Genomic DNA, 24,544 nt, shown 5'->3' with positions numbered 1-24,544 from the left:
TCCCCGTCATTCATGCGACGATCGCCGTCGTCTCGTCACCGTTTCTTTGCGTTCGCTCGATATCGTTCCGTTGGCAGCCAATCTGTGGCGCCTCCGAAGAACACGCTCAGCGACCATCTCGCAGCTTCGCCATCTGTCAGTTGATGGGAGTTAGGCTCGCGGGCTGAGGGGTTGGCCCCGACGCCGAAGGATCTGTATTCAGCATAATAGCTCGTCCTCAACGTATCGGTCTTGCCGGGCGTCCATTCGCGCCAACCTTCCGCGATCACGGGGGCATCTATCTTCGCCGCCAGGAAGACCACTGTGGCGTAGGGGCGCCAAGGGCGACCAAGTGCGATATAGCCCGCAGCAGTGTCGGCAGTTAGCCTGCAATGATCAAAAACATAGCCACTGTCTTCATCCGGCGCTGCCTTGCTCTGAGCGGTATAGATGACCGCTTGATTTGCGATGCCGTGCAACTCACATTGCCGAAACCAGGCCTTGGCGTTGCCAAATATGAAATCGACATGTCCTTCGATGTAGCAGTTCGAGAAGTATTGTCGTGACATTCTGCCGTTTGGTCCCTTGCCGGCAAATAGCGTGTCCTGGGCACCGAGCAGGCGGACGCGCGTAGCGACGTCCCTGTCTCCGGTAACGGACAGCGCTACCGCCTGCGAGGGGGGATTGGCCGGATTGAGGGCGTAGTCGTTCCGGATGGTCAGATTCTCGAGCCGCAAGTCATCGCCAGAAGCATCCAGCGTCGCCGAACGGGCGGTTCCTCCTACATTGATCGCGCCGTCGCCATACACAATGACCGTATCCTCCGGCTTCCTGCCAGTCCCTTCGATATGAATACCGGATTTGGAGATTTTGACCTTCTCGCGATAGACGCCCGGCGCGATCCGGACATTTCCGCCTTCCGCCGGCAACGCGTCGATGGCTTGCTGCACGGAGCGATAGTCTGCATTTCCGGCATGCGATACGAATAGTGGCTCAGCGTACGCTGCCGGGATGCAGAAACATCGGACCAGAAGCGCAGCGGAAGGCACGAAAATTCGCATATGATCTCACTCTTCGTTGAGTTCGCGACACGATCGACGCAGTCGATATGAGATACCGCCGCGGGATAGCCGCCGTGCATTGTCAAACACATTTTCCTCGCCAGCCCAGAATCCCTACCTGACTCTCGCAATTGCGGTCCTGCAAAGCCGGCTGCGGCCCGCAACGAAGTACCGGACATGAGGCTGAGGTTCTGCAAGTCCAGCGATTTAGGCCGGCCGGTGCCGAACTCACCAGCCGGGTTCGGCACCGGGTGTCGTACTTAGCGATGGGCGTCGCGGAATGCTCTGGCACATGCCTCCGATCCGCGCAGCGGTTCTGTGGCTCGTCCCGGCAGCGGCGGGGATACGTCAGAGGGACCCGCGGTCACCTTCGCGTGTTCGAGTTGCCAAGTCGCGGAATTGGCAAATCGGACATCCTCGAGTGCAACGTCGAGGGCATGCCGCTCGTCTACGCCGCGCATCAGCAGCACACCATTGTCACCACGCACATGGCGCAGAACGATCTGCCGATAGACCGGAATCCTCGTGCCTTGTGCGCGCGGATCATATTTTGCATCGAACGCCACCGGCCACCGGTTGCCCCTCAGGCACACGTTCTCATAAGTCACGCGCTCGACCAGACCGCCTCGACTGACATCGCTCTTGATGCGCAGGCCAGACGTCGTACCGTCCAGCGTCAGATTGCGAACCAGTATGTCGCTAACTCCGGAATTCACCTCGCTGCCGATCGACATGCCGTGCCCCCATCCGAAATAATTATCAAGGATGGAGATATGGCTGCTCGAGCCGTTGTCGCCGGCCTTGATCGCAACGTTGTCGTCTCCCGTGCGGATGAAGCTGTGGGTGATGGTCACATCCTGGCTCGCGCCGGGATCGATGCCGTCGGTATTGCGCGCATCCGCTGGTGAATCGATGGTGAGGCCCCAGAAAGTGGCACCCTCGACCCGGTTCATCGCGACATGGAAATTTGGAGCGTTGCGCAAGGTGATACCAGAGAATGTGATGTCCTGCGCATGATCGATCTGGATCAAGCGCGGGGCGTTCTGCTTGCCGCCCTCAGCTTGCGCGCGGCGGGCCAGCTGCCACCAGGTTTCGGCGCCGCCGCCCATAATTGCGCCGCCCTGGCCATCGATGATGCCCTCCCCGTAGATGCCGCCGCCACGCGTTTTGGAAAAGCTGATGAATGGCCGGCAAGCGTCGCCCTTACCCATGATGCGACCACATTGTCCCCGGCCCCTATCGTAAGCAGCTGGTTCGGGGATGGCGATCAGCGCCGCACCGCGCCCAATCCATAAGGTCACGCCCGATTTCATCTCGAGTGGACCTGAGTGAAACTCGCCGCGCCCGAGATAAACTGCAGCGCCAGCCGGGCAATGTTCAATGGCGTCCTGTAGGGTAACTGTATCGTTCTTGCCGGAAGGCACAGGGCGATCGCAGACCGTATTCGGTGCAACAGGTTCGGCGATCGTCCGGCGGTCTTGCGCTTTTGCGGCGGGGCAGACCACCATGGAGGCGAGTATGGACAATACGGCCCAGTTGCGAAAACGCTTTGTCATCGACCTCCTCGTACTTTGTCAGGTGCATCTCTGCCGATTGCGTCTGCTGGAGCGCCTGGATCGAGCCGCCCACGTGTCAAGGGCCTGCGCAAGATGACATTTGTAAGACGCAGCAGAAGTCCTGACGTTGCGATCGTGCAGTAGCACCTTGCATGTGCGCCTAAAACGATAGGGAAATGTGCGACGGTTCGAGAGCTCGTGTGCGAGTCCACAGCAACCTCTCGTGCGGGTCAGTTTGATCAGTCCCTATTCGGACAAGCTTTCGAAAAGCTGACGAGTTTAACGGTTGGCGCCGGACTTACATTCGCCGGGAATGCTCTGTCTGACGCCGCACGGACGAAGTGACTGCTGTTTTCCGACCTTCCGCCGAACCACATTGTGTGGGACTTAGCCAGGCAGTTCGTCATAATTCATGCGCCCTCGGGAGGGACGCGTCGATAGGATCTGCCGTCCTTCCAGCCATTTGCACCAGAATCACACCTCGGATCTGCTTTTTGCGCGGCATCAAAGCGCGTGGATCAGCTCCTGAGTAGATGAGCAAAACGCGGCTAGCTTCAGTATTGGTTCTCGCTTCATGGCGCTCACGCAGAGATTAGAGTTACGGCATTCGCAGTCATTGGTCATGTCGCCGCAGTTGATGCAGGCGATCAAGCTGCTGCAATTGGCCCATGTCGATCTCATGGCCTTCGTGGAGGAGGAGCTCGAGCGCAATCCTCTGCTTGAGCGCGCCAGTGGCAATGCAACTGGCATCGAATCCCTGACTGAGGTTGATCATGTCAGCGCCGAACAGCCGGCCGAGGCGGCCGCGCGCAACGCGCAGGACGCCGCGCCGAGCGTCTACACCGAATGGGGTGGCCGCGCCTCAGGTGATGAAGATTACAATGTTGAAGCTTTTGTCGCAGCCGAGACAACATTGTTGGATAATCTCGCCGAGCAGCTCTCGGTCGCCTTCACCGCGCCGGCGCAGCGCATGATCGGCCAGTATCTGATCGATCTCGTCGACGAGGCCGGTTATCTGCCGCCCGACCTCGGCCAGGCCGCCGAGCGTCTTGGCGCATCGCAAAAGGACGTCGAGGACGTTCTTGCCGTGCTGCAAAAATTCGACCCGCCCGGCGTCTGTGCCCGCAACCTGAGCGAATGCCTCGCGATCCAGCTCCGCGAGCTCGACCGCTACGATCCGGCGATGCAGGCCCTCGTCGAGCATCTCGATCTGCTGGCCAAGCGCGACATCGCGAGCTTGCGCAAGCTCTGCGGCGTCGACGACGAGGACATCGCCGACATGATCGGCGAGATCCGCCGGCTCAATCCCAAGCCCGGCATGAAGTTCGGCTCGGCCCGTTTGCAGACCATGGTGCCCGACGTCTATGTCCGCCCGGGTCCCGACTGCGGCTGGCATGTCGAGCTCAACAGCGACACCTTGCCGCGCGTGCTGGTCAACCAGACCTATTATTCCGAGCTGTCGAAGAAGGTCGGCAAGGACGGCGACAAGTCCTATTTCACCGACGCGCTGCAGAACGCGACTTGGCTGGTGCGTGCGCTCGACCAGCGCGCCCGCACCATCCTGAAGGTTGCAACGGAAATCGTGCGCCAGCAGGACGGCTTCTTCACCCATGGCATCGCGCACCTGCGGCCGCTGAATCTGAAGGCCGTCGCCGACGCCATCCAGATGCATGAATCGACGGTGTCGCGCGTCACCGCCAACAAGTACATGGCGACAAATCGCGGCACATTCGAATTGAAATATTTCTTCACGGCGTCGATCGCCTCGGCTGACGGCGGCGAGGCGCACTCCGCCGAAGCGGTGCGTCATCACATCAAGCAGCTGATCGATTCGGAAGAACCCTCGGCGATCCTGTCGGATGATACCATCGTGGAACGCTTGCGCGCCTCGGGCATTGATATTGCCCGCCGCACGGTCGCGAAGTACCGCGAAGCCATGCGCATTCCCTGCTCGCTACAACGCCGCCGCGACAATGAGTGGGTAACAATCAACAGTCGAGCATCGGCCGGAGTTCGCCGCCCGTGAAAAACACTTGAGCCGCCGATTTCCGAATTACGAACCGACGTTTTGTTCTAGCTGGATCGACCGAAAAGCGAGGTTAGCACTCGTCGGGCATGGTCGCCTCGGGTACGTTGGCGAGCAGCGAGGGCTGGAACGGGGCGACATAGAGGACCAGACGTTTCCCGCGAGGCTCGATATGATCATCGACATGACCTTACGTTACTGCAGTGAACCTCCGCGCTGTTCTTGAAGCGCCCGCAAAGCGATACCTACGTGCTTATTCTCCCTGAACACGGTGTCAGAGAGCTGATTTAGTGCATTATCATCACTGGCTTCGAGCGACTGGCCGCGCTCGCCGAGGTAATTCGTCACCTTGTAAAGCATTAAAGTATACTTCTGGGCCGACAACGGCGACAGTTTTCCGCGAGCACTGACGCCGCTCATCATCTCGTGAATGTAGTCAAAATCCGCGCGCGACACATTCGGCGGCGGTTTACGGCCGCGGCGCCAGGCAAGGTCAGCGGAATCGACCGCGCGCGCCGCATCTAATTGCTGCTCGAAGGCGTCTTCTCCCGTCTGGTTCGGTTGATCGTCTCGAACGGCGTGCTGTACCGATAGCGGAGGTGCTGCATTGGATATGGCGAAATTGTGCGAGTCCACGCCAGCCTCCCATCCAGAATCACTGGGTTAGTCCGTATTCGGAGAAGCTTTCGAGAAGCTGACGAGGCTACCGGCCGGCACCGGATCGCATTCGCACCGGGAACCCTCTTTCTGGTTCTCACGAATTTAGGTGACTGCCGTTTCTGCCCCCCGGATCGCATCGTGATCGTTTGCGGACATAGTCAACCAGTTCTCGTCATCCTCCATGCGATGCCGGATGAGGCATGGTCGGCTTCTTTGGTCAGCACCGCCGGTGCCCCGCATGTCCTGCCTTGCTGCCATAGTGGCCCATCGTGTCATTGAAGCGGCCCTCGCCCTACAGAAACGTCTAGCGGTAATTTGAAACGCTTTAAGACGGACGAAACGCCGGAACCGGCTGGCTCAAGGTGGAGAGTTTTGACATTCCCTTCAGAACATCTACGTGAGCAGCCCACGAAACAAGACGCTCTAGCCAAAGACGCGGCGATACGTCTCATATGTGGTGCTACTCTTCGCGCATCCCCTGGCCAACGCACCGCGTCGACCAAAAAGACGAGCCTATCGACAGGTCCGCACCCAGTTATCCGGTTCGAAACGCCGGGCTCGCAACCCCATGCGTCTCGAGATCTTCACCAACTCCGCGACGAAAGCTTCGCCGCTAATGTGCGCGGCAGCAGCTTTCAGCGGTCCCATGGTCGACTCGAAAACACCACACCGGCATTCTGATCAACAGGATCTTCGGGATTTTTGCGATCGCGCGTGATTAGTTGCCGCAGAGTTGCGCTGGCGTTCATCGATCGGTGATGCGACTGCTCGACGCTGAAGCCTCCGCTCCAGATCCGCCAATCCTGCCTTACATTCCTCGACAATCGATTGGGCGCGAAGCAGCTTGACCTTGAGCTCGTCCTGTTGCCTGAGTATTTTCTCAGAATTCCAATCGTCCTGCATCAGCCCACCAACCATCTGCAAAGCACCGATTAAGGCCGCCGCTAGCTTCACGAACGCAGGCTGGGTATCTCGCAGATGCCCGGCGCTTGAGCCACCGGCCAAAAGTGAGGCAGACAATCGCCCTGAGGTATAACGCCTTTGCAGCGGTGTGCACCATCTTGTTGAGGACCCGCCATTCGTCACCAGCCCTTTACAAGACGATCGGATTCGGCCCGGCAAACCGGAGCGCGATACGAAGATGGCAGAGTTCGTGACGCAGGTGCACGGTTTGAAAAGCGCATCAGGAGACCTCTGCCATCGATCAATCGGGCAAGTTCATCTGAATACCTCGGCCGGATGCTGAACGAGCATCACAGTCGCAATTGGTTTCGTCACATCTTGAGGCAACCGGCATGCCAATTCCGGTTGAGTGTTTTTATGACGAAACGATGTCGGTTTTCCCGCAGCACGTAGTTGCAGGCGGTGCTGTTGTCGCGCTTGAAACAAAGGACGTCTTGAACGAGACAGCCAAAGCCGTAACCACGACGGCCATAGCAGCGCTCACTATGGCAGCGGTCAACATAGAGAGAAGATTTTGCGGACGCCGGCCAGATTGCTCTCACCATTTTGAGCGGTGCGTTGTTGTGTGAGAACATGCTATCGCTGGGCCATGGCGCCGATGATGCGGCGCGAACGCAGCGATAAGATCGTGTTAGGAAGGGCAAAGGATAGCTGAAGCGCGCAATGCGGGGCAGCCTGTTCGTTCGGAAGACAGCAGAAAAAACGCTCGCATCGCGGCCTCGTCAGTTGGCGAAATGGGTAGCTCGCCGTCAACTCACCGAGGCAGCTCATCGTGATCGGGACGCTGGTTTCGGCTGCCATTTTCACGGATCGGGCCCTTTTCTGCGACGGCGCTTCTGATAGGTGTAATCAGCACCACTGCCGTTGCAGCCCATCAGATTCCTTTGCAGGTCGGAAAGGTCCTGTTCATGATTCCATGCATCGGGATGGCGGTGAGCGTACGCGTCGGACACGCACTCGGCCGCAACGATCTGTCCGCATTGGGCGAGCGGTGTTACCGCCATGCTGCTCGTAATCCTGATCGCGACGATTGCCACGATTGCGGTGGTCGGCACTCGGTTTGAAATCGCCGCTGTTCGTCTGCCAATCGGCTATCGACGCCACGAGGCGAGGAGCCGCCCTACTCATCGCGTTCGCTCTGCGGAACGCAGGTGTTGTTCAACAAACGCCGACGGAGATCGTCGACCGAGGAAGCTCATCGGGATCGACACTGCGTTGATCCGAGCGCATTTTCTCATGAAGCTCTGGCAGGACTGGATCGAGTTCTTCCTGCTCGAGCGTCTTGGCTCCCTCTTCCGCCAGGTACGCTGCCAGAGCCGCGATACCGGAGTCCGGTGGACATCGAGCGGGTGACGATTTTTTGAACGGCACTTGTCCCAAGCGCTCGGCAACTTCGACGCTCATGAGGTGGGGACCGATCGGTCGATCGACCGCGCGCTCGATGGTGCGGAAGATCCAAGTGCCGTCCGGATCGATGTCCGACCAATGAAAGATCGGCGTTTCTTCGGATACCAATCTTGCGATCGTCCGCAGCGCCTGTTGGGTGGCAAGCGAGGGGTACCCGCCGACATACATGGTCGTTCCTAATCGACCGGGGTCCGCCTCGGCGATGTGCCGGTTGAAGCTTGCGAAGTTTTCGATTGTCAGAATGTAGGCCGGCGGCTCCCGGAAGCGGACGCGATCTGCTTCCTTGGGACTGATCCCGAGATAATGCGGAGAGATACCGGACAGGTCGGCTCCATCGAGGTCGATCTTGCCTGCAATCAGAAGCGGCGGGGCGAAGCGCTCCAGTCCGATCGCTCGCAGTGCCTCTCGGGGGCGGGCACCAGGCGGAAAGTCCATTATGCCGCTCAAAAGCCGGACCACAGCACCCTCGATGCGTTCGAGTATCTTGCTGTGCCCCACCGTACGTCGCGAGAAAGTTTTGTAGTCGACGTCCAGATGCTTACTATCGAGGATCGCCTGGGCGAGAACGAATGCGTGACGCAGCGTGTCGGCGTCGGACGAACCGAATCCGTGCCATGTCTTACCCCGCGCCCACACCTCTGCGATTTGAGAGCCACTGTTCTTCAGAGACTCGTGCAGCGCCACTCCGGCTACAAGCCGCGCGGCGGCGTCCTCCGCGATGCGTGACGCCGGCGTGCGGCCAAGGTATCGGTATAAGATCTCCGCCGAGGCCAACCGCACGTGCGCCACTTGGTCCCGCTTTGCTCCGCGCCCCCAGCCAATGGACACCGCGCCGGCACTTTCGGCTTTCCTGATCTGGTTCAGAAAAGCGTCCGCCGCGACTACCGACGAGAAAGCAGCATAGTCGGGGTGGGCGATTGGGCTTGCGGCCCCGCCTTCGAAGCGATTGAGCAGGTCGTTCAGCAGGCCGATCGCCTCTGTGAAACGTCGCGCCATGGCTACTCGGCGGCCAGACGGGTGGCGAGCTCATCTTCGGACATCAGGTCCGGATCGATGGCCATCAGTTCGCGCTTGGCCTTCTCTTTCAGTTCCACCACTGTGGCCCTGGACTGTTCGCCGATGCGGTCCACCTCCACGATTGTGTCCATGTGCTCGAGCACGGCCACCCGCTTCTCGAACGGCGCCGCGATCACGAACTGCAGGCCGAGGTTTTTGTAAAAGCTCATCATCTGCCGCTGGTTCTTGCCGTCCATCTTGGAGAAGGCCTCGTCGAACATGGCCAGGGCGACGCCGGAGGGCTTGCCCGTGCGACGCTCGGCGCTACCGTAGACGGCGGCCAGCGAAGCGCCGATGGCGACGTAGATGGGCACCTGCTGTTCGGCGCCGGATCCGGTGCCGCGCCGCTGCTCCCAGCGGGTTGAACGACCCGTGGCGACATCCTCCATGTGAATCTCAAAAGTGTAGAAGTTCCGGTAGTCCTCGAACTGGGTGAAATCCTTGTCGGGATCCTCAAGCAGCGCCTCAAGTGCGACGATCGTATCCTTGTGCGGGAAGTCATCGGGCACGTTGCCCCGGAACAGCATATCGAGCGCCTCCGGAGAGGTTTTGGCGATCTCGATGATCTTCAGGATGGGTTGGAATTCCACGACCTGGGTACGGTGGAATGAATAGCGCTCGTTGTGGAAGGGATGTGCGTAGAGACTGCGGTTCAACGACTGCAGCTCCCGCTCCATCTTGCCGATGCGCGCCGTGAGCGCGTTGATGAACTCGCCGCGCAGCAGGGTGGAGGCCTTTTCCGCCGCTTCCCGCGCCTGCCGTTCGTACTGGCGCAGCTCGTTGGATTCGATATCCGAGATGAGCTGTTCCATCCAGGGCTTCACCTCCCTCAGCGGCTCGCTCTCCGCGCCGACTTGCGAGCTCACGCCGAACTGGTCGAAATAATCGTAGAGGAGCTCGCGGACCCGCCGCTCGATGCGGGCGCGCTCTGCGTCCGAGGCGTCCGCATCCTTCAGTGCCCTGTCCGCGATGGCGCGGTGCTTCTCCGCGAAGCCCTTCGGGGCCGCGGCATTGAGGCGCTCGCGGTACACGATCCTGCCCTTCGCCGCGGAGTAGAGCGGGAAGGTCCTGCGATAGATCGACCGGGCGACCCGCAGGTTAAGCTCGGAGCCGGGTACGTTTTCGCCCTCTCCCAGTCTCCTTTCTGCCGATCTGACCTCGCCGTCATGCTCGCCGAACGCCTTCTGCTGGATCTTTCGCTCATCGAGCCTCCTCTCCTTCAGCTTCTGCTGCGCTCGTTTCTTGTCGCGAAGCCCGCCGTCGCCCGCGCCGTCGAGCGCTTCGAGCCTCGCCTGGGCTTCGGCGATCTCAGTCTGCGCGGCTGCGAAGGCAGCGGCGCTAGCCTTCAGATCGTTACGTCCCTCGCAGATGTTCTTCAGAGCGGCAAAGGCCTGCTCTGCCGCCTGAGCCTCCTTGCTCTTTTCCGTTTGGAGTCGATCTAGTTCCTCGGCCTGATCCTGCAGCGAGCGCAGGGCGTTCGCCTGGGCCGCCTTTCCAATCTTATGTTGCGAGGCTTCGATCCAGCGATGGGTCCTTACGAGTCCGTCGTCGTAGAGGCCGTCCTTCATGATAGCGCGGCCGGGCCTGTTGAACTGGTCGAGCGTGTCCGCGAGGCGGACTGTGCCGTAGCGGCGCATGACGAAGGCCATCGCGTCCGGATCCTGGCTCCGGAAGATCGAGGGGAAAGTACCGCGCTCCGGCTTGGCCCTGAACTGCTCGAGCTTGTTTAGGCTCACGAGCGATGCATGGCGAAACTCGCGCCGACCTTCCTTGAAGATTGACGTGGCGGCGCTCATATCCGCTCTGTCCACGAACACGGCTTCCCGGTCGCGGCCGAGGAGCGCCTCGGCGGCTCCTACCCACTCGGGTTCGGCGACTTCGATGATGTCGCAGAGCACGCGCGGGACCATTCCGCTCTGCCGCAGCCTGCGGCAGAGGAGTTCAGTATCGTCGCCGAGATAGGCCCGCGCCCCTCCGGCGGCGTGCTGTCGGATCCGTTCGAGCACCTCGTCGCGCCGGCCACGGAGCCCGGAAAGCTCCGCGATGATCGTTTGACGCGCTTCGTCAATCTTCGGCAGCCATTTCGCGCCGCTTGCCGCGAAAGACTTCTCGGCCGCGGAGAGCTCGTCGGACACGCGCCCGATCTCGGCCCCGGCCGTGGCAGTCAGAAGACGCTCAAGCGCAGGAACGAAGTCCTCGAAACCGTCCGCGCACATCGCGCGTAGCGGCTCCAGGCGACGGATGTTCTCCATACGAGCCTTGAAGTCCGCTGAGGCGCGGTGCGCCGCCTGCCCGGCCACATCGGCGGTCTGCTGCAGGGACTTTCTGCCGGTCTTGGCATCGTGCTCGGCGATCGCGGCCGTGAGACGTTCGATCTCGTTATCGATGGCCTTGACGTCGTAGTCGATGAATTCGAGTTCTTTTGCTGCCGCGTCCCGGCGCGCCATCTCGGTACGCCGCTTGGCCTTAAAGTCCAGGTTTGTCGCGCGCGCCGCAAGCCAAGTCGCGCGTTTTGCGATCCACTCCTCCCTGAACTTGGTCTCGAGCGCTTCTTCAAGGGTGCCGAGGACGACGCGAAGCGCCCTCAGGGCTTCGAGCCTGAGGCGCATCTTTCTGATGGTTTCGCTGATATTGCGGTATGTCTGGATCGACTCGCGGAGCTCCTTGATGCCGATCGGGCTGTCTTCGAGGATGTAGTTCCGCACGAACTGCGTGGCCGTCTGGTTGTGGTCGAGCGTCATCGCGTTGACGATTGATTTCTGAAGGGCGCTGGCGTTCTGCTCGCCATAGGGCGAATGCGGCAGAAGATGGCGCATATACTCGCGGACGTAGTCGCTTGCCCGGTCGCGATGATTGACGAAGTTGCCTTCGCCGACCGCCGCGACGATCCGGGCGCGCACGTCCTCCCACTGCGCCGGGAATTGCGACTTTCCTCGCTGCTCGATGAAGGCCTTGGAGCTCAAAACGGTCCCGACGGCGACGAACAGTGCCAGCACGGTCTCCCTGCTGTCGGACTTACGCGCCTCAAGCGCCATGCCGATCGTGACTGGCGGTCGATCGCCTTCCTTGTCTTCGAACCCTAGCGCCACGTAGGTGCGCGCCTCGTCGCGCCGGCGCTGGTCTTCACCGAGGGTCCCAAGGCAGTAATCGACGACGCTGCGCTTCGAGCCGCTGCGCGATTTTCCGCTGTCGCCGGCAACCGCGTTCAGGCGCAAGAACCGCCGGCTCCCGCCGGTGAGAACGACCTGTGCCATGTCGAGGATTGTCGATTTGCCGGACCGGTTCTCGCCCAATACCCCGACGTGTCCTGTCACGTCGATGTCGGCCACGTCGAACAGGTGCCAGTTCACCATCGTCAGGTGGCGTAGCTCCATCATGCCTCGTCTCCTGCCGGCTGCGGAAACCGCGCCTCCTCGCTACGGACGTAGCGCTCAAGCCGTTGGAGGGCATCGCCGCCACTGATCAGCTTGACCATCGGGCGGATCCTGATCTCGCAGTCCTGCTGCTCGTCGTCAAAATCACCGATCTCGACCAAACTGCGTTGGGCGGCCTCGCGCAGGATGTCCCGAAAGCGGGCGGGTGAGATCGCCCCTCCGCCGCCGTGTTGCGCCATCTCGCGGTAGCGATCGAACAGGTCGTTCAAAGTGGCCACTACGACGGCCCGGTCCTCGACCGCTCCGACGTTCACCTCCTGTTGCCAGTGCGCCGCCAGCACCAAAACAACAATGGTTTCGTCGAGCTTCATTCGAGGCAGCGGCACGTCCTCGTCCATGGCGACGATGCCGGCCCACTGCGCTTCCGGATCGCGATGGACGCGATATCCGCAACTATCGAAGAAGCCGTCGACCAGGTCGCGGAAGCGGCCATCCATGATCGTGTTGTAGACTGTCCCAGTCCGGGGATCTCCCGCGAACACGAACTGCCGCCGTAGCAGGAAGTGCAGCGCTTTGCGGAGGTCGGCTGCCTTTTCCGCGCCGAAGGAGCGCTCGACGTTTTCGAACTCACTGAGCACGGGCTGCCTCTGCTTTCCGGAGGGGGCCGGCTCGCCTGACCACGAAGTTCGCACACCGAAGCCATTCGCTGTCGTGGGGCGGCGTGTCTGGGCGCGGCTCCAGATCGAACCCGGCCGCGACCTGCGCCGGAACTTCGCCCGTCAACGCATATCGGCGGGCGCAGTCGAAGGCGAGAAAGTCGTCCACGCTATCGATTTCCATGAAGCGGGCTTCCCTAGTCGCGAATGGCGGCACCTGGTCCTCGAGGAATCGTCTGACATCCTCGGGGCGGGGCGCGATGCGAGCGATGTACTCGAGGCGGAGTTTCTTCCGCAGTTCGTACAACGGGTCCGATGGCGGCTCGGCGAGCTCCCTTGCTTCGACGGGACGGCGGGGCTGCCTGGCCGGCGCCTGATGGTGCTCCGACCAGGGGGACCGCAGCGGCTCGATGCTCCATTCGATAGTCGCCTTGTGGTGTCTGCCGTCCCGCAGTAGGGCGTCCAGGCGCCGCACCAGGTCGCCGGCCCGGCTGACGAGTCCCTGCCCGCCCCGCTCGGCGTACTTAATGGTGTTGCGGACCCGGGCTTCGAGCTGCCTGCGGAAGGCCTCGATCCGATCGAACATCTCCCCGATCTGTTCGAAAATGCTTTCGATGGCCAGCAGGTCATCGGCCGCGGCCATTCGACCGTCCTCGACGTCGGCTGCCATGCTGGAAGCTGTGTACTCCTCGGCGAGGACCTGCATGGTTTCCGGGGTGTAGGAGATTCTCCGAGCGAGATCGACGATAGCGTCGCGGAAGCGGTACGGATGGTTGACGGTGAGGATGGACTCGAAATCCTTCAGCAGGAGCTGGTCGACGAACTCCTCAAAAAAGGCTTCCAGCCGGGTAGCGACTGTTTTCGACTCCATGACCGTCCGTCGGACGCGCTTCAGGTCGGCCAGAATGGCCCGCAGGCTCTTGGTGAACTGGTCGGCCTGATTGCGCGCCTCGCGGACGGCGAGCGCGGCTTCGCGCTGCTTGCGGTCGGTGATCTCGGGCCTCAGTTTTTCGACGGCCTCCAGGTTGAGGCGAATTTGCACGATCAAGCCGCCGAATCGCTGCGAGAGATCCTTATTGAGGCTCGCGAGCCGCTGGATCACGAGCAGCGGTCCCATAGCCATGTCAACGGTAACGCGAAGCCCGTATTCCTCCTCTTCAAGCCACCCCCAGGCGAGCAGCCGAGCGTACAATTGTCGGGCAAGACCGAGCGCCTTGTCGCCCTTCTCGGAAGCGAGCGCGACGTCGGCCTTCCGGATCCGGCGGCGTCCCGCGGAGATCATTTCCGGCAGGCTGCCGAAATCATCGCCTTCATTCCAGAGGGCGGGGTTGGCGCGCATGACGTCATAGATGGCATGGACGACCTGCTGAGGGGTCGGAAACGACGGCGCGCCTGAAAAGAAGCGTTCATGGAGGTCGAGCAGACAGGCCGCGTACAGGTGCTTGTGATCGCGCGAGAAGGCTAAAAACGCGTCGTCATGCAAATGGCGGAACAAGGACAATCGCTATCACTCCCTGAATCGGCATCATCCAAAAAGGGATGCAGCTTGCCGCCGCACTCAGAATCTGCCTAGGGGGAATACCTCGGTCTAGATGTATCGCAAGGCTGCTGCAACTGCAAGGATATGTTCACTGTATGTTCGTATATAGCTTGGCAAAGAGCTGTTGTCGAGCCGTAGCTCTCGCCATCACCAGTGCGAGATCGGGTGTCTTGGTCTCCCTGTTGTTCCTCAAGGGCTCGTCGATCGCATTCCGCAGCGCCTTGACAAGAAGTAAAAGAACGTGCAGCGCCACGACCGAAAGCACCATGGACTTCCTGCATGAGGTCCGCACCGCGTCATCGGCCAGGCTGAGATTTCAAGGGACGGCTTCTATCCCTACGGCGGAGCGATCCGCAATGCCTTCGGCCCGGACGCCACCACTCATGGCGTGATCGTAAAGACCTACTCGGTAACGCATCTAGTGAAGGAGCGCAGGGCCGCTACTCGCCCGCCGCCGTAGTGGCGGTAAGCCGTGACGTACTATCTGGCGATTCCGATCAGTACGTTTCAGCCAGCTATGTTGAGCGTCAGAGCCTTTCGCTGCGCATGGCTTCGCGCCGGTTCGCGCGCCTCTCTGATGAATCACGAGAACGACCTTCAGGGCAGGCAGAAGATCTCGGCGTTTCGCCGTCAATTGAGGATGCGGTCGCCTCGAGCGGTAATACCTCCTCGCCCAGTGGTGGTCACGTAGGTCCAACCCGACATCGCATGCTTGGATAGCCCATCCGGGTGCGGGTGCCCATAGACTTTAGGATATCCGCCGGAAATCACCAGTTGACAGCGGCCGCTATTTGGCTTTGGCACCGACGGCGCGCCTGCATTGAAGCGGGGCGCCATGATGAGTTGCGACCAGGTGATCTACTTGCTTGGCATTGGCATGCATGAGGTGCGCATAGTCTGTATCTCCGGTCAGCAAGGCCGATCGCTCGTGAGAGTCGCAAGGATGGTCAATCCGCTGTCGTTGAGATCAGAGAGCCGCGCACCGCCTCTTAACAATTCACCAAAAGCAAAACAGACGCTTGCGTTGGCAGGGCGTACGACCAGATTGCCCTTTTTGGAGCAGCATATGTGCTAGTGTCCTGAACCAGAAGTTCGCAACATTGGTCCGTTTTGTGCCGGGGCATTGTATCGGCAGAAGCGCTCGATGGAAGCAAGGATGTCGTCAGCGGACTTGGTCCATCGGAATGGTTTCGGATCGGCATTGTGTCGTTCGATGAACGAGGTGATGTCCGCCCTGAGGGCAGCGACACTGCGATAGACGCCGCGCCTGATCTTCTTATCGGTAAGGAGCGCGAAGAAGCGCTCGACCTGATTGAGCCATGACGAACTGGTCGGAGTCAGGTGCACATGCCAACGCGGCCTTTTGGCTAGCCATTTCCGGATCAGCGGCGTCTTGTGCGTTGCATAGTTATCCATGACGAGATGGACGTCGAGTTCGCCCGGTACGGCGGCCTCGATCTCGTCGAGGAACTTGCGGAACTCGGCGGCTCGGTGGCGTCCGTAGCATTTGCCGATGACCCGTCCGGTCGCAATGTCGAGAGCGGCGAACAGCGATGTGGTGCCGTGCCTTTTGTAGTCATGGCTCCTTCGAGCCGGCTGACCGGGACGCATCGGCAGCATCGGCTGACTGCGGTCCAGCGCCTGGATTTGGGACTTTTCGTCTACACACAGAACGATGGCGTGTGCCGGCGGCGAGACGTAAAGGCCGACGACGTCGCGCACCTTGGCGACGAAGTTCGGATCGGTGGAGAGCTTGAATGTCTCTAGCCGGTGCGGCTGGAGCCCGAAGGCCCGCCAGATGCGTTGCACCGTTGACACCGACAGGCCGCTGGCCTTCGCCATGCCCCGAGAACTCCAATGAGTGGCGTTCTCGGGGCAGCTTTCCAGCGTCCGCACGATCACAGCTTCGATGCGGGCATCGTCAATGGTGCGCGGCGCCCCGGAACGCGGCTCGTCGTGCAGCCCGGCCACGCGCTGCTCTACAAAACGCTGCCGCCACTTGCCTACCGTTCCCCGCTCCAGGCCTAGCTTGGCCGCCACCTCCTTGTTCTGACCGCCTTCCGCGCAGGTCAGCACGATCCGGGCTCTCAGAGCCAGCGCCTGCGCCGTTTTCCGCCGCATCGTCAGCGACTGAAGTTCGGCAAGCTCATCATCGCTCAATATCAGGGGCGCAAGCCGCTGGGCCGACATCAGATCCTCCGTCGCTGTTACAGCCGCCATCTCTGGCACAGCGACGCGAATCTACTGCGAATCTACGATTGCGAACTTGTGACTCAGGACACTAGACGCGCGGCACCAGGTCCCAGCCGCTGATCCGGGACAATCCAAAGGCAGTCGAGCAGATGCGTGAGCATGAGCGCGCCATGAAGATGGTCCCAATGCGAGAGCACTATCGGCGGCTTCTCTGCTCGATCGTCTTGCGTATTTCCAGCCCAGAGCATCGCGAAACACAAAGTCCGCCGAGATCCGGCCCGTGTTCTGCCAACAGCTTTATGCGCTCGAGGCCTGCGCGACGTGCCAGCTGTAACTGTGGCTGCAGCGATTGATCAACAGCTTCAGGCGATCGAGGCTCTCAAGCGGTTTGCGAGACAGCCCCATGCCTTGAAGGGACGGTCGAAAGGCCGAACGCCCGGCGCGCCGTGACAAGGCATCGCCGGACAGGTGCGAGAACACGCTTTGCAGAGAGGAGCTTCCGGAGTGGGGCAGATCAGCCAACCCGCAGATCCTCAGCTGACATCTTACCCGAACGCCCGGACTTGAGCTGATAACTTACCCGGGCCCCCTCTTCGAGGGTGGTGTAACCGGCCTTTTCCACGGCACTGATGTGCACGAAGACATCGGGACTTCCGTCCTCAGGCCTGATGAACCCATAGCCTTTGGTCGAGTTGAACCACTTCACAATACCCATTGCCACAGCGGCATCTCCATAGTGAACCAGTGTGGTCTAGCGAAGAGTCTCCCGGCCATCAAGACGGTCGGCAAGTGATGCCCAGCGTCGCTGCGATGGTCACGTGCTCACTTTTTTATCGCGTGGTCTAGCTGCGGCCGCATCGTGCAAGCGACAGAAATCCTGACGTCGACGACAGTTTCGCCGCAAGGCTTCAGCCCAGATGACGTTTTGATATCCGCTTCACTCGCCGCGCACCACCGGTTTACAGAACAGTTGCGAGGCTCGACCCGCGCCCTGGGTCTTTGCCAGTGAAGATCAAAAACGCTGGCGGTGTCTGGCTGGCCTCCGACACGATTTGATGTTCGCTTGGCAACCCAATGTCGGTAACCGAACATGATCGTGCAGCCCCCGATGGCTGACACTTACGACTCTTTAGCCGGCACGCAGCTTGCCTTGAACGGCCCGCGACATAGCGCAAGCCGCGCTATGTCATGCGGTTGCGTGCTTGCCGCTGCTTCTGCTTGACGCGCCAGGTCCCGCAAGCCTGGGCGGAGCGATCAACAGGCAGCACCGCGCCGAGTGGCGCCGCCATCACTTATCAGCATCGGTTAGAGATAGAACATGAATTGACTGTATCGACCCATTCTGGTCATGGGGCACTCGCATGATGTCTTGATTTCATGGGGGGCCTGCGCCGCCCGCAAGAACCGCGTCAGCGCCAAAGACCTGGACTGCTCCTCTGTCCTGCTACAGAAGCCTGTCATCCGCCGTGCTATGCTTTTCGCCCGGTCAGTGCTCGCGGGCACCGAGCTCTTGTCCGCGATGACCATCGCCGGAAGCTGTCGCCGCCGGCAGATCCCACAGTCTGTCCTGTGTATGCTTCAATGGGGCCGCTAAAGCCTCGAAGGCCGACTTCACGTCTCCATAGGCAGCGTCCTTCAAGGCGGCATCAGCGGGATCGATCTCATTATAGGAGGTCAGGGCCGCTGCATAATCTTGATAGAGCGGCATCTCGGCCTCGTTGGTCCAGCCGAGACCGAGATGGTGGAACTGATCAGCCGGAACGGTGATGCTGCCTTTGTCCAGCTCCCGGAGGTAGTCCGCCGCCCAATGGTGGATGGTATAGGATTCAATCTTATCCATCATCGACCGCCAGCGCTTGACACGCTCCTCAAGCGGCATGTTGGCCGCTTTCGTAATAGCGTCTGCAATCTCTTCGGGATTGTTTGGGTCAATCAGCAGTGCCTCGTCTTCGTTGAAATCTTCAGCCGCCCCCGCAAACTTCGATAGTACAAGAACCCCGGGATTATTTGGGTCTTGGGCCGCGACATATTCTTTCGCCACAAGATTCATGCCATCACGGAGCGGCGTGACGAGACCTACATTTGCGGCGCGGTAAAGACGGGCGAGTGCAGCCTGGCTGAACGAGTCATTCGTGTAGTGGATCGCCTTCCACTCGTCCGTGCCATGCTCAGCATTGACTTGACTGATCGCATTCTCCACGTCCTCCTTGTACTTCTGATATTCGCCGACGTCCGCACGAGAGGACGGCGCGATCTGCAGCAACGACATGCTACCAGGCTCCGCGGCTAAAAGGTGGTTGAACGCTTCGACCCTCTTATCGATACCCTTTGTGTAGTCGAGCCGGTCTACGCCGACTGCAAACTTGGCGCCTTCGAACTTCTGCAATAATGACGAGAGTTTTTCTTCCTCAGCGGGTGAAAGCTGTGCCGCAAGATACTCTGCAAACTGCTTGGGATCGATGCCGATCGGGAACTTTTCGAGCCGCGTCTGGCCACGCTCCGTTGTCACGACGCCATTCTTGCTCTTCAGCCCGAAATATACCTGCAGGCAGGCGAGAAAATTGTTGAGATCTCGGTTTGTCTGAAAGCCGAGCAGATCGTACTCCAGCATCAACTTCATGAATTCGCGATGGTGGGGTACGTGCTCGATCATGTCGGGCGGCGGCCATGGCGTGTGCAGAAAAAAGCCGGTCGGCCGATCGATGCCGAGCCTATGCAGTTCAGCCGCGAGCGGAAGTAAATGATAGTCATGGACCCAGAATGCGTCCCGATCCCGTACGTCGAAGGCCGCTCGCGCTATAAACGCGTTCACATTTCGATAGCTCTCATAATCGCCTTCCGAGCCCGACATCCGTTCAGGCAGGGAGTGCAGTGCCGGCCACAGGGTCGAATTCGAAAAACCTCGATAATAGCCGGGATAATCCGTCTCTGGCAGGTCTAGCCTCGCCACACCGCCTGCACCGGTCTTCACCAGCGGCAAGGGCTGGTCGGTCCCATCTCCTCGGGTATCCGAGGAACCCACCCAGAGTGCACCGGAACGTTCAACGACCGGTTCGAGGCCTGCCGCAAGCCCGCCTACCTGGGGCTTATTAGGGTCGAAGGGCGCAACCCGGTTCGAGATGACAACCAGCTTCATTTCGGGCTTCCGGTTGACCGTAGCGAGGTCGTCCTCCATGTCGGCCAAAACAACAGCATCGGAAGGAGCTGCACCTTCTTGTTGCTCCTGTTCCAACGGCATGTCGTTCAGGTGCAGGTCGAAGGCCGCTTGGCTTAAGGTTTCATCTTGCTGGGTCGCGCCTGATGTGCTGCTGGAAGCCAACGTTGCGGTGTCGGGCGCCTCATGGATCGGAACCATGTCGTAACTCCCTTTGACGATGTTTGCTTTCGATGCACTCGCAGATCAGCCCCGAGATATTTCCACTAGGCCAGGATGCCAAGTCTAGCTTTCCGAAAGCTGACTGATGACTAGATTTGCCTTGTCAAGTGATCGGTTCTTTCGAAGTGCCCTCGAACGCATCTAAGGTGCCAGCTTGGTGTTGCTGAGAACCCGATCATGATGTTGGGGGCACCGCAAGGAAGGTCGCAAGTGTGGCATCGCGTTTGGTTGTGATCCACTTGCAGCTGTGGAGCGCTCCAGATGCCGTCGTCCCGTGGCACTCGGATAAGCGTCATCTCCACATCATCGCACTGCAACTAGTTGTTGCACCGAGCGACGATCGAGCGGTTCACCTCTGCGGTGGCTGTAGGAACAGATGGCGCCCTCAACCGGCGGCCTCGCCGCGTGCTGCCGGACAGCCTGCGACCCTGCCAGTTCTCGACATGGGCGAAGACCTCCTGGTCGACGTTGCGGGGTTGTTGCCCAGGCGGACTCGGATCGCGAGGCTGGCTGGGCGGCAGCTTCGAATTCCGGAACAGCCGAACTACGTTCGAGGGGGCAGCTGTCGAAGCTTTCGGCCTCGGCGTGTTGAGCACGTGCCTCCTCAAGTCGGTGCACACCGCACGACAAGGTTGAGATAAATGGTCGGGTTCAGATCACTCCAATTCCGGGCACGTGCCAGGAAAGCGCACGAAGCATGGCACGAAGCCATTGCCGTGCGAATGGCTCGGCCTCGGCCGCCGTCTGCCGGCGAGAAGACTAGGCGAACTTTGATCGATTGCTTCAGCTTCGTCCGCAGAAGGGATGCACCACCTTGACCGGAGCGAATCTGTCGCGGAAGCCGAACATTTTTCAAGACGATGAACCTGCTACAATTTTCAGCGACAGCCCTCGGCACGATGATCGTTCCAGCGCCGGACTATATAACGAGGTCCCGTGCTGCGCAGGACTACACCGACTAGCTTCTTGCTTAACCAGTGGAAAGCGTGTGCTACAGGTGACAGCGGCACGCTGCGACGACTGACAGCAGCGAAGATCTGCTGATCGCGGAGCGCACCTTTACAAGGAGAGCCCCGCATGAGCAATTTTGATCCAGCCTAGCCTCGCCGTCCCTTCTTGTCTTTTCAAGTTGGGAACCGCGCTATTCGTGCCAGGGGCACTACGAATCACGGCGGATGGCCCGAAGTTCTTCCCGCGCGGCCACTTTCCTCGCCAGCGATGTTGGTCGGCGCGGCCGCCCATTGCATCAGTAAAACTGTTGCCGCCCAACTTGCCTGTCAGCTGGGCAGCGCCGGCGGATAGGTTCAATGGGAGCAAACTTAGTATGTACACGAACCGCGAGATCACGTCAGCGGCAGGCCCCGCGTTATCCAGGGGCCGGTCGACCCGAGATGATAGACCCATGGGCTTTCGACGTCACAAGATGGGCATCGCATGCGATCCGGACACTAACAGATGGCAAGATTCGGCCCTGCCCGGCCAGTCCCGCGGATGTGGGCGGACGTACGGTCCGTATCCGATCCGACTGAAGACGAGATCGTCTTCGGCGCCATGCGCGCCTGCAACTCGCGATGGAAGTGTGAATTGGAAAACTCGACTATTTGGAAAACGGCAATCTCACTTTCTGCTTAAGTTTAGTTTGTTTGTGAACGCGCTGGTCCCTATAGCTATACCTATCACGCACACAAAATATCCGAGAGTTGCCTTCATTGTCGCCGGCTCTCCAAACACAAAGTACGCCCAGGCCGCCGTAGTCAAGGGAGTAAGATAGATCAGGGTTGCAACTTCACTCGCCGCATTTTCCCGTAGGCAGAACCAGTAAAGTCCATAACCCACAGCGGTTGAGATAATTACGAACCACAGGACGACAGTGGCAAATTGCGCCGTCATGTGAGGAGCAAGTCTTCCATCCAGAACGGCCAACGGGAGCATACAAAGCGCTGAGACCGCGCTTTGTACTGCCAATGCAGGAAAAATCGACATAGCGTTGGAGCTCAGCTTTGAAATAAGCGTCGCCAACACAAGACATAAAGTGGCTGCTGCCGCCAATCCATACGCCAAAGGCGGAGCATGCCCTGTTGCCCCTCCCGTTGCAAGTGCTACGCCTGCAAGAGCAATCAAAGATCCCGCCCACTTTCCGGCAGAAATCCTCTCGCCTAATACAGGCCCGGCGCAGATGGTCGTTGCAAGGGGCTGCAATGCACTTATCAATGCCGCCGTTCCAGCAGGCAGCCCTGTTGCGACGGCCTTTACTGCAAAAGTAGTGGAGCAGAACATTGCTAAGAAGCCAAGACAGCTTTGGTTCGCAACGTCGCGGAGCGCCACCCCTCGGATCAATATCAAGAACAGCCATGGAGAGAATATGACTGCAGCTATTGAGAACCTCCAGAAGAGGACCAGGTAAACCGATTCTTCGCCATTGATCATCCGTGCACCGATGAAACCCGAGCTCCATGCCAAAACGAGGCCGGCCTGTACGAGAACCTTTTTGACACGTTCCATGCCCTCAATCTTCCAGCGATGGTGTTGGTTGTTATATGATCTCTCAGGAGGGCTATGTCGGCGAAGCGATCGGAAAAACTAGCGAACATCTCGGCTCCGATGCGTCCGTGCAAGCATGGTTGCGTTCGCAGATCGCGTTCGTCATCAGAGCGGGAACCACGTCGAGAACATACGAGCTTGAGTGCCGCTCCGCGAGCATTCCAACGCCTCAACATTTGTACTGCGCTCGGCTGAAAGCATGTTTCGCGGCTAGGCTCGCCCAGCGCCCTCGAACTAATGTGGACTCCAAGATTGCGGAAGGCATTCGCCGGCGCACATGGCTGTGCGGTAGACACGGTCTTGTATCGGATCATCGCGACGGAGTTGGAGAGCTTCCGGCGGACATGCCGAAAGCCCTCTTGGAGGTTAACGTTATCTTTGGAGCCGTTACTTTTCTCCTTTCGCTAGTTCGCACGATCTACCAGTTGCGCTGAGCGCGCAGCAGCAACGTCAGCCTATTCTGATCCTTGAGTTCGTACACAGTACCCGGCTTAGCGATATTGGATTGCTGCGGCAGCGTCACAGTGCTTCCGCCCGCGTACTTCTGGTCGAGCACCATGTAAGAGAGTTCAGCCGAGAAAGTCAGATTCCTGACGGCAGTCCAACGCGTAACCGTGCCAAGAACGGCATAGTTGAAGTCGGGATTACAGCCGGAACCGCCGCTTGACAACGCGAGGGCCGTGACGAACGCGCCGCAGATGTAGCCCTTGGCCGTGTTGTTGTACCGCACAGCCGTCCACGCACCGTAGATGGCACTACTCCAATGAGGATCCCAATTATGGGTGTACGCGCTGTTAAAGCCGTAGCTCGTGGTCAACTCCTGGCTGGTGCCAGTTACGAATACAGAGTCAGAGATGCCAGCAAGCCCGATGCTTTGGTAAGCTCCGGCAAGGCCGGTGCCGCCATACATCGCGTAGGTGGTCGACTTATAGCTATCGAAGTTGTAGCGGCTAGCGCCGCTCGTATAGACGCCTTGGATGTTGATGGTATCACCTGGTCCCGTTGGGATGTTCTTGACGGACAATGCCAACTGACCGGCCCATCCCCACTTGTCGCTCGGATTGCCGGTGACTTCGGATGCGCCGTAATATGCGGCGTGGTTGTCATGTGCAGCAACCGATGCCTGGAAGAGGCCCCAAGCCTGGTCAACGCGCACCATACCGACAAGGTCTGGTGTGCGCGAACCGCCGATGTCGTTGGCACCGTATGCGCCGACGGCTAGACCGGTGGCTGTCGCAGCACTCACGTTCCAGACATTGCTCGTGTAGTTGGCGACTTGATCCTGGACTGAGATCGAGGCCGTGACTCCTTGACCGAGGTCAGCGGTATAAGTGAACTGGTTCACGGGCTCCCAGCCGCCGCCGCCAGGCAGTTCGATGTTGTTCCCGGGATATCCAGTCCAAGGCGAGCTGAACTGCGAAGCCGCCTTGCCGAAAGTGAACCCAGCGAACTGGATGAAGGCGTCATAAACACCAAGCAAACCAGCGCCAACCGCAGAACCAAGTGACGACGTATACGCTGTCGAACCATTCACGCCAGTTGTACCCGCGCCTGAATAGGTTCCTGTGGTCCAGGTAAAGGCGCCATCGAAGAAGGTGCGCACTACACCATATTCAGTCGCAGTGCGTGTATCGATAGAAAGGTATTCGCGAGAACGCGTACTGTAATAGTCCGTCAGGCGATTACGAGCGCCAGGGACGCCGCTGCTGGGCATGTCATAATGGCCGCTGGTGTTCAGTGTGGTTTCAACGCGCAGATACCCGCCCAATCTGATGCACGCATCGGTGCCGGGAATGTAATAGAAGCCAACCCCATACAACGAGCAAATCTTCACGTACTCGACTGGCCTGGCCTTCAAGGGAAGATCGGTTGCATGCGCCTCGACCACGGCGATCAGACCGACGGCCGAACCGAGCAAAAACTTCTCCACCAACTTCATAACAGTCCTCCAAACTGTTCCATCTCAAAGGCGACCAGAAAAGCGCACCGAAGAGACCATCACCTTCGCCCCCAATCACTCTCGACCTAAAGGGCTTTATTCGAACGCCACCTGCCTGATTGAACCAGTGAACGTCGCGCCGCGGACCATTCCGCAGCTCGCATCGCTACGGTGTCAGATCACGCTCGTTATCGGCGCGGAAACTGTGTAGGAAACA

The 24,544-nt window shown here is 59.7% G+C and carries 15 protein-coding genes; 2 read left to right on the top strand and 13 right to left on the bottom strand.

Annotated features, from left to right (window positions below):
* Positions 1–35: 35 nt before the first annotated feature.
* Both AC5V87_RS08625 and AC5V87_RS08620 read right to left on the bottom strand, forming a co-directional pair.
* Complete coding sequence (locus AC5V87_RS08625) at positions 36–1,040, bottom strand: pectinesterase family protein (protein WP_495370644.1); 1,005 nt, start codon at positions 1,038–1,040, stop codon at positions 36–38.
* Between the two features lie 260 nt (positions 1,041–1,300).
* A complete protein-coding gene (locus AC5V87_RS08620; RefSeq protein ID WP_495370643.1) occupies positions 1,301–2,596 on the bottom strand; it encodes a glycoside hydrolase family 28 protein in 1,296 nt (431 codons plus the stop codon).
* 574 nt (positions 2,597–3,170) lie between these two features.
* Between AC5V87_RS08620 and rpoN the strand changes: the two genes are divergently transcribed.
* Complete coding sequence (gene rpoN / locus AC5V87_RS08615) at positions 3,171–4,622, top strand: RNA polymerase factor sigma-54 (RefSeq protein WP_495370642.1); 1,452 nt, start codon at positions 3,171–3,173, stop codon at positions 4,620–4,622.
* Between the two features lie 195 nt (positions 4,623–4,817).
* Here rpoN and AC5V87_RS08610 read toward each other — a convergent pair whose 3' ends face one another.
* Entirely contained in the window at positions 4,818–5,258 is a 441-nt protein-coding gene (locus AC5V87_RS08610; RefSeq protein ID WP_495370641.1) for a hypothetical protein, read from the bottom strand.
* A 1,871-nt stretch (positions 5,259–7,129) separates the two neighbouring features.
* Between AC5V87_RS08610 and AC5V87_RS08605 the strand changes: the two genes are divergently transcribed.
* Complete coding sequence (locus AC5V87_RS08605; protein ID WP_495370640.1) at positions 7,130–7,309, top strand: hypothetical protein; 180 nt, start codon at positions 7,130–7,132, stop codon at positions 7,307–7,309.
* A 94-nt stretch (positions 7,310–7,403) separates the two neighbouring features.
* On the opposite strand, the gene AC5V87_RS08600 is transcribed toward AC5V87_RS08605, so the two are convergent.
* From AC5V87_RS08600 to AC5V87_RS08555, 10 genes are all read right to left on the bottom strand, one after another.
* The gene (locus AC5V87_RS08600) at positions 7,404–8,648 is read right to left on the bottom strand and encodes a Wadjet anti-phage system protein JetD domain-containing protein (protein ID WP_495370639.1); all 1,245 of its coding nucleotides are present in this window, start codon (positions 8,646–8,648) and stop codon (positions 7,404–7,406) included.
* Positions 8,649–8,650: 2 nt separating this feature from the next.
* Positions 8,651–12,085, bottom strand: coding sequence for an SbcC/MukB-like Walker B domain-containing protein (locus AC5V87_RS08595; RefSeq protein WP_495370638.1), 3,435 nt, complete (start codon positions 12,083–12,085; stop codon positions 8,651–8,653).
* The gene (locus AC5V87_RS08590) at positions 12,082–12,720 is read right to left on the bottom strand and encodes a DUF4194 domain-containing protein (RefSeq protein WP_456840531.1); all 639 of its coding nucleotides are present in this window, start codon (positions 12,718–12,720) and stop codon (positions 12,082–12,084) included. The genes AC5V87_RS08595 and AC5V87_RS08590 overlap by 4 nt, the downstream gene beginning before the upstream one ends.
* Complete coding sequence (locus AC5V87_RS08585; RefSeq protein WP_495370637.1) at positions 12,710–14,239, bottom strand: Wadjet anti-phage system protein JetA family protein; 1,530 nt, start codon at positions 14,237–14,239, stop codon at positions 12,710–12,712. Before AC5V87_RS08585 ends, AC5V87_RS08590 begins: the two co-directional genes overlap by 11 nt.
* 127 nt (positions 14,240–14,366) lie before the next feature.
* Positions 14,367–14,546: a hypothetical protein gene (locus AC5V87_RS08580; protein WP_456840533.1), complete on the bottom strand. Its 180-nt coding sequence runs from the start codon at positions 14,544–14,546 to the stop codon at positions 14,367–14,369.
* A gap of 803 nt (positions 14,547–15,349) precedes the next feature.
* Positions 15,350–16,468 carry an IS630 family transposase gene (locus AC5V87_RS08575; protein ID WP_456838572.1) on the bottom strand — a complete coding sequence of 373 codons (1,119 nt, stop codon included), beginning with the start codon at positions 16,466–16,468 and terminating at the stop codon, positions 15,350–15,352.
* Positions 16,469–16,985: 517 nt separating this feature from the next.
* Positions 16,986–17,192 carry a cold-shock protein gene (locus AC5V87_RS08570; protein ID WP_456840535.1) on the bottom strand — a complete coding sequence of 69 codons (207 nt, stop codon included), beginning with the start codon at positions 17,190–17,192 and terminating at the stop codon, positions 16,986–16,988.
* Between the two features lie 765 nt (positions 17,193–17,957).
* Entirely contained in the window at positions 17,958–19,826 is a 1,869-nt protein-coding gene (locus AC5V87_RS08565) for an alpha,alpha-trehalose-phosphate synthase (UDP-forming) (RefSeq protein ID WP_495370636.1), read from the bottom strand.
* Between the two features lie 1,638 nt (positions 19,827–21,464).
* Positions 21,465–22,349, bottom strand: coding sequence for a DMT family transporter (locus AC5V87_RS08560; RefSeq protein ID WP_495370635.1), 885 nt, complete (start codon positions 22,347–22,349; stop codon positions 21,465–21,467).
* Between the two features lie 457 nt (positions 22,350–22,806).
* Entirely contained in the window at positions 22,807–24,327 is a 1,521-nt protein-coding gene (locus tag AC5V87_RS08555) for a porin (RefSeq protein WP_495370634.1), read from the bottom strand.
* Between the last annotated feature and the right edge of the window lie 217 nt (positions 24,328–24,544).

It is taken from the genome of Bradyrhizobium sp. SOJA106, from assembly GCF_059448745.1.
This window is presented reverse-complemented; position numbering and strand designations above follow the sequence as displayed.

Coding starts and splice junctions, on each gene's coding strand:
- AC5V87_RS08600 (WP_495370639.1), bottom strand. CDS start 8,648: ATGGCGCGACGTTTCACAGAGGCGATCGGCCTGCTGAACGACCTGCTC.
- AC5V87_RS08580 (WP_456840533.1), bottom strand. CDS start 14,546: ATGGTGCTTTCGGTCGTGGCGCTGCACGTTCTTTTACTTCTTGTCAAG.
- AC5V87_RS08565 (WP_495370636.1), bottom strand. CDS start 19,826: ATGGTTCCGATCCATGAGGCGCCCGACACCGCAACGTTGGCTTCCAGC.
- AC5V87_RS08625 (WP_495370644.1), bottom strand. CDS start 1,040: ATGCGAATTTTCGTGCCTTCCGCTGCGCTTCTGGTCCGATGTTTCTGC.
- AC5V87_RS08555 (WP_495370634.1), bottom strand. CDS start 24,327: ATGAAGTTGGTGGAGAAGTTTTTGCTCGGTTCGGCCGTCGGTCTGATC.
- AC5V87_RS08595 (WP_495370638.1), bottom strand. CDS start 12,085: ATGATGGAGCTACGCCACCTGACGATGGTGAACTGGCACCTGTTCGAC.
- AC5V87_RS08620 (WP_495370643.1), bottom strand. CDS start 2,596: ATGACAAAGCGTTTTCGCAACTGGGCCGTATTGTCCATACTCGCCTCC.
- rpoN (WP_495370642.1), top strand. CDS start 3,171: ATGGCGCTCACGCAGAGATTAGAGTTACGGCATTCGCAGTCATTGGTC.
- AC5V87_RS08560 (WP_495370635.1), bottom strand. CDS start 22,349: ATGGAACGTGTCAAAAAGGTTCTCGTACAGGCCGGCCTCGTTTTGGCA.
- AC5V87_RS08575 (WP_456838572.1), bottom strand. CDS start 16,468: ATGTCGGCCCAGCGGCTTGCGCCCCTGATATTGAGCGATGATGAGCTT.